14 protein-coding genes are annotated in these 15,910 nt (G+C 64.0%); 9 read left to right on the top strand and 5 right to left on the bottom strand.

Annotated features, from left to right (window positions below; all coding sequences use genetic code 11):
• The first annotated feature begins 2 nt into the window (after nt 1-2).
• The 4 genes from livM (at nt 3) to QZ497_RS15655 (ending at nt 4,397) form a co-directional block, all read left to right on the top strand.
• A complete protein-coding gene (gene livM / locus QZ497_RS15670) occupies nt 3-1,301 on the top strand; it encodes a high-affinity branched-chain amino acid ABC transporter permease LivM (protein WP_295476634.1) in 1,299 nt (432 codons plus the stop codon).
• Nucleotides 1,298-2,173: an ATP-binding cassette domain-containing protein gene (locus QZ497_RS15665; protein ID WP_295476633.1), complete on the top strand. Its 876-nt coding sequence runs from the start codon at nt 1,298-1,300 to the stop codon at nt 2,171-2,173. Before livM ends, QZ497_RS15665 begins: the two co-directional genes overlap by 4 nt.
• Complete coding sequence (locus QZ497_RS15660; protein WP_295476632.1) at nt 2,170-2,886, top strand: ABC transporter ATP-binding protein; 717 nt, start codon at nt 2,170-2,172, stop codon at nt 2,884-2,886. The genes QZ497_RS15665 and QZ497_RS15660 overlap by 4 nt, the downstream gene beginning before the upstream one ends.
• Nucleotides 2,887-3,632: 746 nt before the next feature.
• Complete coding sequence (locus tag QZ497_RS15655; protein WP_295476631.1) at nt 3,633-4,397, top strand: SDR family oxidoreductase; 765 nt, start codon at nt 3,633-3,635, stop codon at nt 4,395-4,397.
• A 190-nt stretch (nt 4,398-4,587) separates the two neighbouring features.
• Here QZ497_RS15655 and QZ497_RS15650 read toward each other — a convergent pair whose 3' ends face one another.
• Nucleotides 4,588-5,730, bottom strand: a complete 1,143-nt coding sequence (locus QZ497_RS15650; RefSeq protein WP_295476630.1) for an AGE family epimerase/isomerase — start codon at nt 5,728-5,730, stop codon at nt 4,588-4,590.
• Between the two features lie 53 nt (nt 5,731-5,783).
• Nucleotides 5,784-6,434 carry a TetR family transcriptional regulator gene (locus QZ497_RS15645; RefSeq protein ID WP_295476629.1) on the bottom strand — a complete coding sequence of 217 codons (651 nt, stop codon included), beginning with the start codon at nt 6,432-6,434 and terminating at the stop codon, nt 5,784-5,786.
• 163 nt (nt 6,435-6,597) lie between these two features.
• On the opposite strand from QZ497_RS15645, the gene QZ497_RS15640 reads away from it, so the two are divergent.
• Nucleotides 6,598-8,664 carry an AsmA family protein gene (locus QZ497_RS15640; protein ID WP_295476628.1) on the top strand — a complete coding sequence of 689 codons (2,067 nt, stop codon included), beginning with the start codon at nt 6,598-6,600 and terminating at the stop codon, nt 8,662-8,664.
• Between the two features lie 141 nt (nt 8,665-8,805).
• Here QZ497_RS15640 and QZ497_RS15635 read toward each other — a convergent pair whose 3' ends face one another.
• Nucleotides 8,806-9,339, bottom strand: coding sequence for a ferritin-like domain-containing protein (locus QZ497_RS15635; protein WP_295476657.1), 534 nt, complete (start codon nt 9,337-9,339; stop codon nt 8,806-8,808).
• Nucleotides 9,340-9,689: 350 nt separating this feature from the next.
• Nucleotides 9,690-10,028, bottom strand: coding sequence for an osmotically-inducible lipoprotein OsmE (osmE, locus tag QZ497_RS15630; RefSeq protein ID WP_295476627.1), 339 nt, complete (start codon nt 10,026-10,028; stop codon nt 9,690-9,692).
• A 179-nt stretch (nt 10,029-10,207) separates the two neighbouring features.
• Between osmE and QZ497_RS15625 the strand changes: the two genes are divergently transcribed.
• The 3 genes from QZ497_RS15625 (at nt 10,208) to QZ497_RS15615 (ending at nt 12,601) form a co-directional block, all read left to right on the top strand.
• Entirely contained in the window at nt 10,208-11,098 is an 891-nt protein-coding gene (locus tag QZ497_RS15625) for a triacylglycerol lipase (RefSeq protein WP_295476626.1), read from the top strand.
• Nucleotides 11,099-11,175: 77 nt separating this feature from the next.
• On the top strand, nt 11,176-11,457 hold the full coding sequence (locus QZ497_RS15620) for a PsiF family protein (RefSeq protein ID WP_295476625.1): 282 nt from the start codon (nt 11,176-11,178) through the stop codon (nt 11,455-11,457).
• Nucleotides 11,458-11,590: 133 nt separating this feature from the next.
• Complete coding sequence (locus QZ497_RS15615; protein WP_295476624.1) at nt 11,591-12,601, top strand: hypothetical protein; 1,011 nt, start codon at nt 11,591-11,593, stop codon at nt 12,599-12,601.
• A gap of 93 nt (nt 12,602-12,694) precedes the next feature.
• On the opposite strand, the gene QZ497_RS15610 is transcribed toward QZ497_RS15615, so the two are convergent.
• The gene (locus QZ497_RS15610; RefSeq protein ID WP_295476623.1) at nt 12,695-13,960 is read right to left on the bottom strand and encodes an Hsp70 family protein; all 1,266 of its coding nucleotides are present in this window, start codon (nt 13,958-13,960) and stop codon (nt 12,695-12,697) included.
• Nucleotides 13,961-14,132: 172 nt separating this feature from the next.
• Here QZ497_RS15610 and QZ497_RS15605 point away from each other — a divergent pair, with 172 nt between their 5' ends.
• On the top strand, nt 14,133-15,803 hold the full coding sequence (locus QZ497_RS15605; protein ID WP_295476622.1) for a DUF4153 domain-containing protein: 1,671 nt from the start codon (nt 14,133-14,135) through the stop codon (nt 15,801-15,803).
• Nucleotides 15,804-15,910 lie beyond the last annotated feature (107 nt).

The raw sequence follows: 15,910 nt of genomic DNA, 5'->3' as shown, positions 1-15,910 counted from the left end.
GCATGTCAGCTCCTACCAAACCTATCGACTACAAGAAAAGCCTGATCGACGCCGTGGTGGCCGGCCTGCTGGCGCTGATCGTCTTCGGTCCCATCGTCGGCGTCGTGCTCGACGGCTACAGCTTCAATCTGCAACCCTCCAGGGTCGCGCTGCTGGTTGCCGTGGTCATGGCCGGGCGCCTGTTGATGAGCCTGTTCCTGCAGACTCCGCGGGGCCAGCGCATCGCCCAGGGCATCGAGTCCGGCGGTGCCGGCGTGCACGTGCTCAAGCCCGACCACAAGTCGAGCCTGTACTGGATCATCCCGGCGCTGATCATCATCGCCATCGTGTTCCCGGTGTTCGCCAACAAGTACCTGCTGACCGTGGTGATCCTCGGTCTGATCTACGTGCTGCTGGGCCTGGGCCTGAACATCGTGGTGGGCCTGGCCGGTCTGCTCGACCTGGGCTACGTGGCCTTCTATGCCATCGGTGCCTACGGCCTGGCGCTGGGCTACCAGTACCTGGGCCTGGGCTTCTGGTCGGCGCTGCCGCTGGCCGCCATCGCCGCCGCAGTGGCCGGGTGCATCCTGGGCTTTCCGGTGTTGCGCATGCACGGTGACTACCTGGCCATCGTGACCCTGGGCTTCGGTGAAATCATCCGCCTGGTGCTCAACAACTGGCTGTCGTTCACCGGCGGGCCGAACGGCGTACCGGTGCCATCGCCGACCTTCCTGGGGTTGGAGTTCGGCCGTCGGGCGAAAGAGGGCGGGGTGCCGATCCACGAGTACTTCGGCTTCGAATACAACCCGGACCTGAAATTCCTGTTCATCTACGCGGTGCTGTTCATCGTCGTGCTGGCTGTGCTGTTCATCAAGCACCGCCTGACCCGCATGCCGATCGGCCGCGCCTGGGAAGCGCTGCGCGAAGACGAAATCGCCTGCCGCGCCATGGGCCTGAACCACGTACTGGTCAAGCTCTCGGCGTTCACCATCGGCGCTTCCACCGCCGGTCTTGCCGGGGTGTTCTTCGCCAGCTACCAGGGCTTCGTCAACCCGACCTCGTTCACCTTCTTCGAGTCGGCACTGATCCTCGCCATCGTCGTGCTTGGCGGCATGGGCTCGACCGTGGGCGTGGTCATCGCGGCCTTCGTGCTCACCGTGGCCCCTGAACTGCTGCGCAGCTTCGCCGAATATCGCGTGCTGCTGTTCGGCATCCTCATGGTGTTGATGATGATCTGGCGGCCACGCGGGCTGATCCGCATCAGCCGCACCGGCGTCAAGCCTCGCAAGGGTGTTCTGGTACAGGAAGGAGCGGCACGATGAGCCAGGAAATCGTACTTTCGGTCGAGCACCTGATGATGCACTTCGGTGGCATCAAGGCCCTGAGCGACGTGAGCCTGCAAGTGCGGCGCAACTCGATCTTCGCCCTGATCGGCCCCAACGGCGCCGGCAAGACCACCGTGTTCAACTGCCTGACCGGCTTCTACAAGGCCACCGGCGGGCGTATCGAGCTGCACACCCGGGGCAAGACCACCAACGTCATCAAGTTGCTCGGCGAGTCGTTCAAGCCGACGGACTTCGTCTCGCCGCCCAGCTTCCTCAGCCGTGTGTACTACAAGATGTTCGGCGGTACCCACCTGGTGAACCGCGCCGGGTTGGCGCGCACCTTCCAGAACATTCGCCTGTTCAAGGAAATGTCGGTGGTCGAGAACCTGCTGGTGGCCCAACACATGTGGGTCAACCGCAACCTGCTGGCCGGCATCCTCAACACCCCGGGCTACCGCAAGGCCGAGGAAGACGCGCTGAATACCGCCTTCTACTGGCTGGAAGTGGTCGACCTGGTCGACTGCGCCAACCGTCTGGCCGGCGAGCTGTCCTACGGTCAGCAGCGCCGCCTGGAAATCGCCCGGGCCATGTGTACCCGACCTCAGGTGATCTGCCTCGACGAGCCGGCCGCCGGCCTCAACCCGCAGGAAACCGAAGCACTGAGCGGGATGATCCGCAAACTGCGCGACGAGCACGACATGACCATCGTGCTCATCGAGCACGACATGGGCATGGTCATGGGCATTTCCGACGACATCGTGGTGCTCGACCATGGCAACGTGATCGCCGCCGGCAAGCCACAAGACATACGCAACGATCCGAAAGTGATCGCCGCCTACCTGGGCGCGGACGAAGAGGAACTGGTATGAGCAAACCGATCCTCGAACTGAAAGAGATCGACGTGTTCTACGGGCCGATCCAGGCCCTCAAGAAAGTCTCCCTGCACATCAACGAGGGCGAGACGGTGAGCCTGATCGGCTCCAACGGCGCGGGCAAGTCCACGCTGCTGATGTCGATCTTCGGCCAGCCACGCGCGGCCAGCGGGCAGATCCTCTACCAGGGCACCGACATTACCCAGAAGTCGTCGCACTACATCGCGTCCAACGGTATCGCCCAGTCGCCGGAAGGGCGGCGGGTGTTTCCCGACATGTCGGTGGAAGAGAACCTGCTGATGGGTACCATTCCCATCGGCGACAAGCACTGCGACGCAGACATGCAGCGCATGTTCGAGCTGTTCCCGCGGCTCAAGGAGCGGCGCAACCAGCGGGCGATGACCATGTCCGGTGGCGAGCAGCAGATGCTGGCCATTGCCCGGGCGTTGATGAGCCGGCCCAAGCTGTTGCTGCTCGACGAGCCGAGCCTTGGCCTAGCCCCCATCATCGTCAAGCAGATCTTCTCGATCCTGCGCGAGCTGGCCTCCACGGGCATGACCATCTTCCTGGTCGAGCAGAATGCCAACCATGCCCTGAAACTGTCCGACCGCGCCTACGTGATGGTCAACGGAGAAATCCGCCTGTCTGGCAGCGGCCAGGACCTGTTGAGCAACGAGGAAGTGCGTAACGCCTACCTGGGCGGGCACTGACCGGCCTGTTCTACAGGGCGTCACCCAGCCCCGGTTGGTTTCCGTCCGGGGCTTTTTCGATTTGTGGAAAACCTTTTTGTGCGTTACGTCAAGTGCGACGTCTGGCCGCTGTAATCGACGCTTTTGTCATGCCTTTGACTTGTTCAGGATTACTGTGGAATGCGCTGTTGATAACTTGGTGGCATTTAGCTGCACGCCTTTATATTCAAGGCTTGTAAGGCGGTGGTTAAAAAATGCTCAGGTGTTTTTGGCCGCCTCTTCGTGGCGTTTGTCAATGTGCTGGATACTGTTCATTAATACAGTTCAGGTGGCGAACCATCCTGTGGATAAGTCTGTGGGGAAACGTTGGAAAGACCTCGCAATGCATTTAAATGACGGGGCTGCAGCGACCTCCGGGAATTTTCGGGGCTGACGCGCCTGAACAAGACATCAGACAAGTCAAGCAAAATACTTTCGGTTTGCGGCGGCAGGCCCCGGAACACGGGCTTTCCAACCCAGAGAGTTGCCCCCAGAGATTGTGGGCCGGGTTGTGGATAAGGTGCGTAAAACCGGCTGAAGGCCAGATAAATCAAGGTCTTGGCCGTTCTGGTCGTTTTTTGTACAGGTTGCTCTGGGCATTGCATTCGACCTGCCAGGCTTGATCCAGCGCCCTCAGCGGGGGCATTCTGCCGCTCTTGTGTGCCGGGCTGCCTGTCGCGGCGCACTTATCAACAGGCCGCGCGCATGCGCCATGTCAGGAGACCCAAATGACTTCCACTGTATTCATCACCGGTGCCACTTCCGGGTTCGGCGAAGCCTGTGCCCGCCGTTTTGCCGAAGCAGGCTGGTCGCTGATCCTCACCGGCCGTCGCAAGGAGCGCCTGGACGCCCTGCAGGCCGAGCTGTCGGCCCAGACCCGGGTGCTGACCCTGGAACTCGATGTGCGTGACCGCAAGGCCATGGAAAAGGCCATCGCCGGCCTGCCTGAAGAGTTCTCCAGCATTCGTGGCCTGATCAACAACGCCGGGCTGGCCCTGGGCCTGGAGCCCGCGCCCAAGTGCGACCTGGACGACTGGGACACCATGATCGACACCAACATTAAGGGCCTGGTCTACAGCACCCGCCTGTTGCTGCCGCGTCTGATTGCCCACGGTCGCGGGGCGAGCATCGTCAACCTCGGCTCGGTGGCCGGCAACTACCCGTATCCGGGTGGCAACGTATATGGCGGCACCAAGGCGTTCGTCGGGCAGTTCTCGCTGAACCTGCGCAATGACCTGGTCGGCACCGGCGTACGGGTCACCAACCTGGAACCGGGCCTGTGCGAAAGCGAGTTTTCGCTGGTGCGCTTCGGCGGCGACCAGGCCAAGTACGACGCCACCTACGCTGGCGCCGAACCGATCCAGCCGCAGGACATCGCCGACACGGTGTTCTGGATCATGAACACCCCGGCCCATGTGAATATCAACAGCCTGGAACTGATGCCGGTCAGCCAGACCTGGGCCGGTTTCGCCATCGACCGCAATCGCGGCTGAGGCCGATATCGTTCGATCAGAGCGTTGGAGCGAGCTTGCTGGCGATGGCTGCCTCAAGTTCACAGCAGATGCGCTGACGTTGTCGGCGCTCTTCGCGAGCAAGCTCGCGCCAACAAACGCCAGGGTGCGCCTCTAATAGGCTGCAGCCAGGAAGCTTGTCGCGGCTTGGGGCGCTTTTACCCTTATCGCTTCAGACGATGCGGTTCTGCAGGTACTGCTCCAGCCCCAGGTAGCAGGTGGCGAGGTGGTAGGGCGTTGTGGACGGCATGTCGCTGCGGCTGACTTCTCCCTCGGCATTCAGGCATTCATGCCAGCCCTGGGCATGCAGGAACTGGTCGTGCAGGGCCTGGGCCTGGCTGAGCAGTTGTGCCGGTTCGTCACGCAGGGCCAGGGCGCGCAGGTACTCGGCCTGGGCCCAGATTCGCCGCGTGGCGTCGAGCATCTTGCCATCGCCGCGCAGCGTGGCGCCCACCGCGCCGCTTGGCGCATCCACGCCCTGTGCCTGGGCCAGCGGGAAGGCCCTTTGCAGCGCTGCGTGCAACGGCCGGCCATGCAGGGTCGGCGTGGAATGCAGCAGGAAGAACCATTCGAACTGGTGGCCCGGCTCATACCAGTTATCCACAGCACCCAGCGGTTTCTCCATCAGCAGCCCGGTGTCCGGGTCGACGAAGCGCCTGTGCATATGTTCCAGCAGACCGTCCAGGGCCTGGGTGGTCTGCGGGTCGGGGCGTACCTGCAAGGTGGCGAGAAAGGCTTCGGCCAGGTGCATCAGCGGGTTCTGCAGCGGGCCGCTGCCCAGCGTCGACCAGTCTTCGCCCAGGCAGGCCTCATACAGCCCGCGGCCATCGCTGAAGCGTTCACGCACCACGCTCAGCGCCGCGTCCAGCGCCGGTTCCGCCAATGGCTCGCGGGTGCGGTGCCAGTAGTGGGCGCAGGCGAAGATGATAAAGGCATGGGTGTAGAGGTCCTTGCGCCGGTCCAGCGGTGCGCCCTGGGCGTCGATGCTGTAGAACCAGCCGCCATGCTCGGCATCGTGGAAGTGCCGTTGCAGAGAGCGAAACAGCGCATGCGCGCGTTGCTCGGCGCCGGGGACGCGTGGGGCGCCGATCAGGCTGGAAAACACGAACAGCTGCCGGGCACAGGCCATCGCCCGATAGCGTTGCGGCGGCAAGGGCTGATGGCTGCCGTCCAGGGCCTCGTAGGGCAGGGCCATGGCGGCGTTCCAGCCAGGGCCTTGCCACATCGGCACGATGACCTGGACAAAGTGCTGCTGCAGGGCCGCCACGAGAGAGGTCAGTGCGGGCGAGGGGACGGAGCTGGGGGCGTGGGGCATCGGCGGGCATCACGGCGGGATCGGATGCGCGCCATGGTAACAGGCGCGGCGGCTTACGGCGCGGGGGATTGCGGCTCGCTGACGGTCAGCCCGCGCCAGTGCCGCGCGCCCATGAAGATGAAGCGCAGCTGCTGGGTGATCTTCGCCTGGGGCGTGAGGTGCTCCGCCAGGGGGGCAGCGGGCGGGTCGATGAGTTCGGGCAGCATGGCGAACACACTCTTGACCACCAGGTCGGCGATGATCGCCAGGGAGGCCGTATCGAGGTGCTGCCACTTGGGCATCTGCCGCAGGTCGGTGACCAGGTCGGCGGCGATGTCTTCGCGCAGCGTGCCCAGGGCCTGGCGCACCAGTCGTGAACCACCGTACTGTTCGCGAGCCAGGAACAGGAACTGCGGGCGATGGGCGGCCACACCCTCGAGGAAGATGCGTACCGAGGCTTCGATCAGCCCGCCGCCTTCCATCTCGTTGTGACGCACCAGGCGGATGGTTTCGCGGAAGGTCTGGCCGACTTCCACGACCAGTGCCAGGCCCAGCTGGTCCATGTCGTCGAAATGCCGGTAGAAACCGGTGGGCACGATACCCGCCGTGCGCGACACTTCCCGCAGGCTAAGGCTGGCGAAGCCTCGCCCGCTCTCCATGAGGCAGTGCGCGGCCTCGATGAGTGCGCGGCGGGTCTGTTGCTTCTGTTCGGCGCGGGGGGACATCGGTGGACCATTACAGGGATAAACTGCGCGGCACTCTAACACGAGTGCTCGCGTGGCAAGTCGATTCGCAATCGGGTCAAACCATGCTGGCTTTTACCAGTCCAAGTGATATGTCGTATGCAGCGCGGCCCTGGCCGGCGCGCTGATTCTGGAGAGTCGTGCAATGACGCGCAGCCGCAAGATCCTCGCCTGGACAGGCGCTACCCTGGTCGCCCTGTTGGCCATTCTGGTCGTGGTCATCGCCACCTTCGACTGGAACCGTCTCAAGCCCTTTCTCAATGAAAAAGTCAGCGATGCCTTGCACCGCCCCTTCGCCATCAACGGCGACCTCAGCGTGCACTGGCAACGCGAGCCCGATGAAGGCGGCTGGCGTGCCTGGCTGCCTTGGCCGCACTTCCAGGCCCAGGACCTGACCCTGGGCAACCCGGAGTGGTCGAAGCAGCCGCAGATGGTCACCCTGCAACAGGTCAACTTCACCCTTTCGCCACTGCCGCTGTTGGCCCAGCGCATGGTGATCCCGAGCATCGAACTGACTGGCCCGGATGCCCGCCTGGAACGCCTGGCCGATGGGCGCGCCAACTGGGTCTTCGACCTGCCGGCCAGCGACCCGAATGCCGAACCCTCGGCCTGGCAGCTGGACATCGGCTCGATCCGCTTCGACAAGGGGCTGGTGAGGATCGACGACCAGACGTTGAGAACCCGCATGGAGCTGGTCATCACGCCATTGGGCAAACCCATCCCGTTCAGCGATATCGTTGGCGGCGCCGAAGCCAAGAAAGTCGCCGACAAGGGCGCAGCGGCCCAGGACTACGCCTTCGGCCTGACCGCCAAAGGTGAATATCGCGGCCTGCCCGTGTCGGGTGACGGCAAGGCCGGCGGGCTGCTGGCGCTCAAGGACGCACGTCAGCCGTTTCCGGTGCAGGCCGACGTCAAGGCCGGAGCCACGCACATCGTGGTGGCCGGGACCTTGACCGATCCGCAGAACCTCGGCGCGCTGGACCTGCGCCTGAAGCTCTCCGGCGCCAGCCTCAGCGACCTCTACCCGCTGACCGGCGTCACCCTGCCGGACTCCGGGGCCTATTCCACCGATGGCCGCCTGATCGTCCAGCTCAAGGAGCCGCAAGGTGCCCGTTTCCGCTACGAGGGCTTCAATGGCCGTATCGGCAAGAGCGACATCCACGGCGACCTGGGCTTCGTCGCCGGCCAGCCGCGGCCCAAACTCACCGGCAAGCTGGTCTCCGACCAGTTGCTGTTCACCGATCTGGCGCCGCTGATCGGTGCCGACTCCAACGCTGCGCAGAAGAAGCGCGGCGGCGAGAGCAAGCAGCCAGCGGGCAAGGTGCTGCCGGTGGAAACCTTCGCCACCGATCGCTGGCGGGCCATGGACGCCGATGTGGAGTTCACTGGCAAGCGCATCGTGCAGACCCAGGACCTGCCCTTCAGCGACCTGTACACCCACGTGCTGCTCGATGACGGGCAGTTGAGCCTGCAGCCGCTGCGTTTCGGTGTGGCGGGAGGGCAGCTGGACGCCGATATCCGTCTCGACGGGCGCAGCCAGCCCTTGCAAGGGCGCGCCAGACTGTCGGCACGGGGCTTCAAGCTCAAGCAGCTGTTCCCGACCTTCGAGCCGATGAAGACCAGCTTCGGCGAACTCAATGGCGATGCCGACCTCCGCGGGCGCGGCAATTCGATCGCCGCCCTGCTGGGCACGGCCGACGGTGATCTGCGCATGCTGATCAACGACGGCGCGGTCAGCCGCGGGCTGATGGAAATCGCCGGGCTCAACGTCGGTAACTATGTGGTCAGCGAACTGTTCGGCGACAAGGAAGTGAAGATCAACTGCGCGGTGTCGGACCTGGGCATCAAGGACGGCCTGGCCAGTACCCGTGCGTTCGTCTTCGATACCGAGAATGCGATCATCTACATCGACGGCACGGCCAACTTCAAGACCGAGCAACTGGACCTGAAGATCAACCCCGAGTCCAAGGGCTTCCGGGTCTTCTCGCTGCGCTCGCCGCTGTACGTCAACGGCCCGTTCGCCAAACCCAATGCCGGTGTCCAGGCCGGCCCGCTGCTGCTGCGTGGCGCCGGCATGGTCGCCTTGGGCGTGGTCGCCGGCCCGGCAGCCGGGCTGCTGGCACTGGTCGCGACCGGTGACAACACCCCGGATCAGTGCACGCCGCTGCTGGAAAGGCTCAAGGCCGGCAAGCTGCCAAAAACCGTGAAGTGATCCGGCAGAATACCCGGTAGGAGTGGCTTCAGCCGCGAGGCTTTTCGCTGCTCGAGCCGCTCAGGTGTTGATCCGCCGTATACGGCAGACATAAAAAAACGGCCCATCCGCGAACGGAGGGCCGTTTTTTCGAGCTGGGAATCACAGGTCGCCGAGAATGTCGGCCATGTCGTCAGCGTGCTCTTCTTCCTGGGCCAGGATGTCTTCGAAGATGCGTCGGGTGGTCGGGTCGGACTCACCGATGTACTGGATGATCTCGCGATAGCTGTCCACCGCGATGCGCTCGGCCACCAGGTCTTCGTAGACCATTTCCTTCAGGGTGCTGCCCGCCACGTATTGGGCATGGGCATTTTTCGACAGGGTATCGGGGTTGAACTCCGGCTCGCCGCCCAGCTGCACGATGCGCTCGGCCAGTTTGTCGGCGTGTTCGGCTTCCTGCTGGGCGTGTTCGAGGAATTCGGCGGCGGCCACGCTGGCTTTCAGGCCGGTGGCCATGAAGTAGTGGCGTTTGTAGCGCAGCACGCAGACCAGTTCGGTGGCCAGCGACTCGTTAAGCAGGCGCAGGATGGTTTCACGGTCGGCGCTGTAGCCTTCGGTGACCGCTCCGTTCTCGACATTCTGACGGGCCCGCTGGCGCAGGCTGCTGACGTCAGACAGGGTAGGGGCTTGGTTCATGCTGTTCATCGGGGATCTCCTAGGCTAATCAGGGAATACGCTCCGCTCTGATGCAGCCGCTGTCGGCGAAGTCGTTACAAGGTGTGAGTGATGCGAGGGCGAAAAAGTTTTATCGGATTCGATCCACTCGATCGGGTGCAAAATTCTCGAAACGACTGCCGAGTAGCGGGGTCACAACCTTGAACCCCCTGCATGGAGAAGCACGATGCTCAAGTTCCTTGGCGGTACTGTCGGTATCATCTTTCTGATCGGTCTGATCGTGGTCATTGCCCTGTTCAAACTGGTGTTCTGAATACGAGAAAGCCCGGTGCAATCACTGCACCGGGCTTTTTGTCCTGCCTTTGCCGGCCTCACATGGCCCGTTCGTTCTGCTCGCGTTGTTCGCAGGTCATGAAGCCCTTGTTCACCACGCGGCCATCGCTGTTGAAGCTCACGTGATACACCTGCTGGTGGCCATCCTTGTTCAGCACATAGTTGTTGCAGGTGCCTGGGCTGACCTTGCGCTGCACGGTGGAGGACGGCTCGCCTCCAATGGTCAGCACCTGCTGACGGGTCATGCCGTTTTCAACCTGCTTGACCAGCGGCTGGTCGCGATAGGTGACGTAGTCCACGGGGTTCTGCACGGTGGTGCTGCCGCAGCCGACCAGAGTGGCCAGCACCGCGCTCGCTGCGAGGATTTTCTTGTACATCGCTGTCTCTCCATATGACAGAGCCGATGCCGGCCCGTTATGGCTTGGAGCAATGGCCTGCGGCCAGAGTTCTATCGGATATGGCCAGTAGGCATGAGTGCTTGTTGGTCGCGTTCCGCCGCTGGTCCGGATAAACGCCGCTAGGCTGAAGCCATCAAGGTTCAGGACAGGAGAGTCCCATGACACAAGAGTACGCCACGCGTTATCCGCTGTTACTGGTTCCCGGCCTGTTGGGCTTTGTCAGGGTGCTGATCTACCCCTACTGGTTCGGTGTCGTCAAACCCCTGGAACGCGGCGGCGCCAGGGTATTTCCGGTGATGGTCTCGGGCGTCAATTCCACGGAGATCCGCGGCGAGCAGCTGTTGCTGGTCATCGAGCAGGTGATGCGCGACACCGGGGCCAGCAAGGTCAACCTGATCGGCCACAGCCAGGGCGCGCTGACCGTGCGCTACGTGGCCGCGCGGCGCCCCGACCTGGTGGCCTCGGTGACCTCGGTGGCCGGGCCCAACCATGGTTCGGAGCTGGCGGACTTTCTCGAACGACGCTTCCCGGCAGGTACGCCGGGCGGGCGGGTGGTCAACGCGATCATCGGCCTGATGGACTGGCTGATCCGCATTTTCGAGACCGGCTACCGTGGCCCGCGCCTGCCCACCGATATCACCGCTTCGCACCAGTCGCTGACCACCACCGGCGTGGCGCTGTTCAACCGCCGTTATCCACAGGGGCTGCCGGCCACCTGGGGTGGCGACGGCGAAGAACTGGTCGACGGCGTGCGCTACTACTCCTGGTCGGGCATCCTCACCCCCGGACGGACCAATCGCGGACTGAATCTGATCGACGGTTCGAACATTGTCTGCCGGCTGTTCGCCCGCACCTTCATCAAGGAGCGTGGCCAGTGCGACGGTATGGTCGGGCGCTTCAGTTCGCGGCTGGGCAAGGTGATTGGCGACGACTTCCCGCTGGACCACTTCGACAGCGTCAACCAAATGATCGGCCTGGTGGGCAAGGGGGCCAGGCCGGTGCAACTGTTCCTCGAACATGCGGCGCGGCTGAAGGCCGCCGGTCTGTAGGGCCGAGGGCGGGCGGTGCGGCTGGCTAGACTGAACAGGCGGTATTTTCTGCTATCGGCGTTCAGGAGAGTCGAACAATGAACAGGCTGCATGTTCCGTTGGTACTCCTTGGCTGCCTGGTGTCTGCCCCGACACCGGCGGCCAATCCTCAGCAGGAGAAAATGGCCAGTTGTAACAGTCAGGCCAGTACCCGTGCCTTGCAGGGCGACCAGCGCAAGGCCTTCATGAGTGCCTGCCTCAAGGCCTCACCCGCCACCCCACAGGAACGGATGACCCTGTGCAATGCCAGCGCCAGTGCCCAGGCACTCAAGGGCGAACCCCGGCAACGCTTCATGAGCGATTGCCTCAGGAAGAAGTGAGCCCCTGCCGCTGACCGGCCCGGCGCGCTGTGCATGACGGGCGCGCCAGGGCCCTGGCATGCGGCAGTGGCTGGCTCTCGCTGGCGAAGGCTGGCAGACTGCCCTCCTGTCCGTGTTGTCGATAAGAGGCGCCATGTCAACGTTTTCGTCGCGTCAGGTGTTCCTGGCCAGCTGGGTCATCATGTTCGGTGGCTTGTTGCTGGTTCTGCCCTTCAGGTTGCTGCCCAGTCTTTTATGCGGGTTGTTGGTGTTCGAGCTGGTGAACATGCTCACTCCCAAGCTGCAAGGACTGATTTCCGGCGAGCGCGCGCGCTGGCTGGCGGTGGCGTTGCTCGGCACTCTGGTAGTGAGCCTGTTGGCGCTGCTGTTCGCCGGTGGCTTCAGCTTCATCCTGCACGAGGCGGAGAATCCTGGCGCATCACTGGGCAAGTTCATGACCCTGGTAGACCGGGCCCGCGGGCAACTGCCGCCGTTCATCGAATCCTACCTGCCGGCCAGTGCCAGCGAGTTCCGGGCCTCACTGGTGGTGTGGCTGCAAAAGCACATCGAAGAGCTGCAGCTGATCGGCAAGGGCGCCGCGCACATGTTCGTGACCATGCTGATCGGCATGGTGCTGGGCGCAATCATCGCCCTGCAGCGCATCAGCGACGTCAGCAGCCGCAAACCGCTGGCCGCTGCGCTGTTCGATCGTCTCTACCTGCTCAGCCAGGCGTTTCGCAACATCGTCTTCGCGCAGATCAAGATCTCGCTGCTCAACACCGCCTTGACCTCGATCTTCCTGGCCGTGGTGCTGCCGCTGGCCGGCATTCACCTGCCACTGACCAAGACGCTGATCTTCATGACCTTCGTGCTGGGGCTGTTGCCGGTGGTCGGCAACCTGATGTCCAACACCCTGATCTTCATCGTCGGCCTGTCGGTGTCGCTGTGGGTGGCGGTGGCGGCGCTCGGCTACCTGATCGTCATCCACAAGGTCGAGTACTTCCTCAACGCGCGCATCGTCGGTGGGCAGATCAGTGCCAAGTCCTGGGAGCTGCTGCTGGCCATGCTGCTGTTCGAAGCGGCCTTCGGCCTGCCCGGCGTGGTGGCCGGGCCGGTGTATTACGCCTACCTCAAGAGCGAGCTGCGCCAGGCCGGGCTGGTCTGAGCGCACACCGGCCTGCTGCGGCTGACAGCGTGTAGGACCGGCTTCAGCCGGGAAGCTTTTCGCGCCTGAAGCCGTTCTTGCAGCCTACCGCCTTCAGCCGTAGCGCTTGCGCGCTTCGATGGCCAGGCCACTGCCGATGCCGCCGAAGATGTCGCCTTCCACATGCCGGGCGTTGGGCAGCATCTGCGACACGCTATGGCGCAGCGCCGGGATGCCGCTGGAACCGCCGGTGAAGAACACCGTGCTGACCTGCTCGACGCCCACCCCGGCCTTTTCAAGCAAGGCGCTGACGCTGCCACGCACCTGTTCCAGTTGCGCTTCGATGGCCGTCTCGAACAGTGCGCGGGTCAGGTCCACGCCCAGGCCCGGCTCGATGCGCTGCATCGCCACATGACGGCTGTCGGCATGGCTCAGTTCGATCTTGCTGGCTTCCACTTCCATGGCCAGCCAGTGCCCGGCGCGCTGCTCGATGAGCTTGAACAGCCGGTCGATGCCCTGGGTGTCCTCGATGTCGTAGCGCATGCTGCCCAAGGCCAGCCTGGATTTCTGCGAATACACCGAGTTGATGGTGTGCCAGGTGGCCAGGTTGATGTGGTGGCTGGTAGGCATGAAGGCGCCGCTCTTCATCCGGCTGCCATGGCCGAACAGCGGCATCACGCCCTGCAGGCTCAGTTGCTTGTCGAAGTCGGTACCGCCGATGTGCACGCCGCCGGTGGCAAGGATGTCATCCTGGCGCTCGTCACGGGTGCGGCGCTCCGGCGACAGGCGCACCAGCGAGAAGTCCGAGGTACCGCCGCCAATGTCGACGATCAGCACCAGCTCTTCCTGGGTGATGCCCGACTCGTAGTCGAAGGCCGCGGCGATGGGCTCGAACTGGAACGACACGTCCTTGAAGCCGATCTTGCGCGCGACCTCGGCCAGGGTGTCTTCGGCCTCTTGGTCGGCGGCTGCGTCGTCGTCGACGAAGTGCACCGGGCGGCCCAGCACCACCTGTTCGAATTCACGACCGGCAGTGCGCTCGGCGCGTTTCTTCAGTTCGCCGATGAACAGCCCCAGCAGGTCGGTGAACGGCATGGCCGTACCCAGCACGCTGGTGTCGTGCTTGATCAGCTTGGAGCCCAGCAGGCTCTTGAGCGAGCGCATCAGCCGCCCTTCGTAGCCTTCGAGGTATTCGTGCAGCGCCAGGCGGCCGAACACCGGGCGGCGTTCTTCGATGTTGAAGAACACCACCGAGGGCAGGGTGATCTTGTCGTCTTCCAGTGCGATCAGGGTTTCCATGCCCGGGCGCAACCAGCCCACGGTGGAGTTGGAGGTGCCGAAGTCGATGCCGCAGGCACGGGCCGGTGATTGATCAGTCATGGGCGTGCGCCTCCTGGGAAAAAACGGCCGCGCAGTGTATGTCAGTGTTCCGCGATTGCGTAGGGCTGTTTTGCGATCATCGACGCGTGGCCGATCCAACCGGCGGGGCTGTTGTCCTATACCGCGCCGACTCTACACTGCGCGGCGCAAACGCTATGGATGAGGAAATGCAATGCCGGTTAGCGAACGAGGGACCCTGCCGTTCTATGTGTTGATCGGGCTGCTGCAAGGAGGGCTGATCCTCCTCGCCCTGCTGCTGGACACGCCGGTACCGGCGCTGGTCGGCGCGGCCCTGGGCGTGAACCTGCAGTTGCTCGGCGGTTGGCCACGCGACCGCGTGCTGTGGCTGGGCATGACCTGGCTGGCCATGGTGCTGGCGGTCATCACCGCCTGGGTGACGAGCATCGACTCGCCGGGCTGGTCGAGCGATAACTGGGCCGTCAGCATGGTGATACTGGGGTACATCGTCACCGCCTTCATCGTCAGCGGCACTGCGCGGCAAGGTGGGCGGGTGCCCTACACCGCGCTGTTCCAGCATGGCTGGAACAACGCCTTCATCATCGCCCTGGCCCTGCTGCTGACCCTGCTGTTCTGGCTGCTGTTGGTGCTGTGCGCCAAGCTGTTCCAGATGCTCGGTATCCGCGCCTTCGACTGGCTGGTCGATAACCGCTACTTCCTGGCATTGAGCCTGCCCGTGGTGGGCTCCCTGGGCATGCGCATGGGGTGCCAGAACGAGCGTGTCATCGGCCTGCTGCGCGGCATCCTGCTCAGCCTGTGCCGCTTCCTGGCCCCCCTGGCGGCGCTGATCGTCGTGCTGTTCACTCTGGCCTTGCCGTTCACCGGCCTGGAGCCGGTGTGGAAGACCGGCTACGCCACGCGCATCCTGGTCGGCCTGGCGGTGGTGATGCTGTACCTGGTCAATGGTGTGTACCAGGACGGCCAGCAGCTGCGGCCCTATAACCGGCCCTTGCTGTGGCTGCTCGACGCCGCGCTGTGCTGCCTGCCGGTGCTCGCCGCCCTGGCGGCCTGGTCGGTATGGCTGCGCATCGACCAGTACGGCCTGACGCCGGCGCGTTGCACGGGCCTGCTGGCCGCCCTGGTAATGGCTGTGCACGGCCTGGCCCTGCTCTGCGCCGTGCTGCGTCGTGGCGGGCCATGGCTGGCCAGCCTGCGGGTCAGCAACCCGATCATCGCGCTGCTGCTGTGCGGGGTGCTGGTGGCCATCAACACCCCCTGGCTGAATTTCGAGCAGCTCAGTGCGCGCAACCAGGTGCAGCGTCTGCTCGACGGGCGCACCCCGCCCGAGACCTTCGACGCCTCCGTGCTGTACTGGGACCTGGGCGCGTCGGGGCGGCGGGCCCTTGACCAGTTGCTGGAACAGGTCGACAGCCTGGAGCAGTTCAGCATCGCCACGCGCCAGGGCCTGAGGGCTCGCCTGCAAGCGACGCGCGACAACGGCAGCTGGGCGCAGCCCGAGCCAGCCGCGCCAGCCAACCTGATCTGGCTTACGGGCAAGGTCCGCGACGCCGAGCAGTTCAGCGACCCCGAGCTGCAAGGCACCGACTGCAATCGCCAGGCGTGCTACCTGTGGGCGGTGGACCTCGACGGTGACGGGCAGGATGAGGTGCTGAGCTTCTCCTCCGGCTGGCCGCAAATACAGCTGTTCGACCACGAGGACGGGCACTGGCGCAAGGTGGGGTACATGGAGGGCAGTATCGTCCCCGAGAAACTGGCCGAGCAGATCCGCGCCGGCAAGGCCACAATCAGGGCGCCGCGCTGGCGCAGCGTCGAAATCGACGGGCAGGTGTTCATTCCGGTGGAAATCGACTGGGGTGGAAAATGAATAAAGCACGCCAGCCAAGTGCTCAAGCAGGGCTGTTTGCCGATACACTCTGCGACTTTGAGCCGTTGCGGATGTCAGTGTCTGACAGGCAGGTTCCTGCGCAGCGG

It is taken from the genome of uncultured Pseudomonas sp. (assembly GCF_913777995.1).
In the GTDB taxonomy this organism is placed as follows: Bacteria; Pseudomonadota; Gammaproteobacteria; order Pseudomonadales; family Pseudomonadaceae; genus Aquipseudomonas.
The sequence above is the reverse complement of the archived record's forward strand: the minus strand, read 5'-3'. Positions and strand labels throughout refer to the sequence as shown.

Excerpts from the sequence above, each read along its gene's own strand:
- QZ497_RS15635 (WP_295476657.1), bottom strand. The coding sequence starts at position 9,339 with ATGAACCAAGCCCCTACCCTGTCTGACGTCAGCAGCCTGCGCCAGCGG.
- QZ497_RS15655 (WP_295476631.1), top strand. The coding sequence starts at position 3,633 with ATGACTTCCACTGTATTCATCACCGGTGCCACTTCCGGGTTCGGCGAA.
- QZ497_RS15645 (WP_295476629.1), bottom strand. The coding sequence starts at position 6,434 with ATGTCCCCCCGCGCCGAACAGAAGCAACAGACCCGCCGCGCACTCATC.
- QZ497_RS15605 (WP_295476622.1), top strand. The coding sequence starts at position 14,133 with ATGCCGGTTAGCGAACGAGGGACCCTGCCGTTCTATGTGTTGATCGGG.
- QZ497_RS15620 (WP_295476625.1), top strand. The coding sequence starts at position 11,176 with ATGAACAGGCTGCATGTTCCGTTGGTACTCCTTGGCTGCCTGGTGTCT.
- QZ497_RS15640 (WP_295476628.1), top strand. The coding sequence starts at position 6,598 with ATGACGCGCAGCCGCAAGATCCTCGCCTGGACAGGCGCTACCCTGGTC.
- osmE (WP_295476627.1), bottom strand. The coding sequence starts at position 10,028 with ATGTACAAGAAAATCCTCGCAGCGAGCGCGGTGCTGGCCACTCTGGTC.
- QZ497_RS15650 (WP_295476630.1), bottom strand. The coding sequence starts at position 5,730 with ATGCCCCACGCCCCCAGCTCCGTCCCCTCGCCCGCACTGACCTCTCTC.
- QZ497_RS15660 (WP_295476632.1), top strand. The coding sequence starts at position 2,170 with ATGAGCAAACCGATCCTCGAACTGAAAGAGATCGACGTGTTCTACGGG.
- QZ497_RS15625 (WP_295476626.1), top strand. The coding sequence starts at position 10,208 with ATGACACAAGAGTACGCCACGCGTTATCCGCTGTTACTGGTTCCCGGC.
- QZ497_RS15610 (WP_295476623.1), bottom strand. The coding sequence starts at position 13,960 with ATGACTGATCAATCACCGGCCCGTGCCTGCGGCATCGACTTCGGCACC.
- QZ497_RS15615 (WP_295476624.1), top strand. The coding sequence starts at position 11,591 with ATGTCAACGTTTTCGTCGCGTCAGGTGTTCCTGGCCAGCTGGGTCATC.
- QZ497_RS15665 (WP_295476633.1), top strand. The coding sequence starts at position 1,298 with ATGAGCCAGGAAATCGTACTTTCGGTCGAGCACCTGATGATGCACTTC.
- livM (WP_295476634.1), top strand. The coding sequence starts at position 3 with ATGTCAGCTCCTACCAAACCTATCGACTACAAGAAAAGCCTGATCGAC.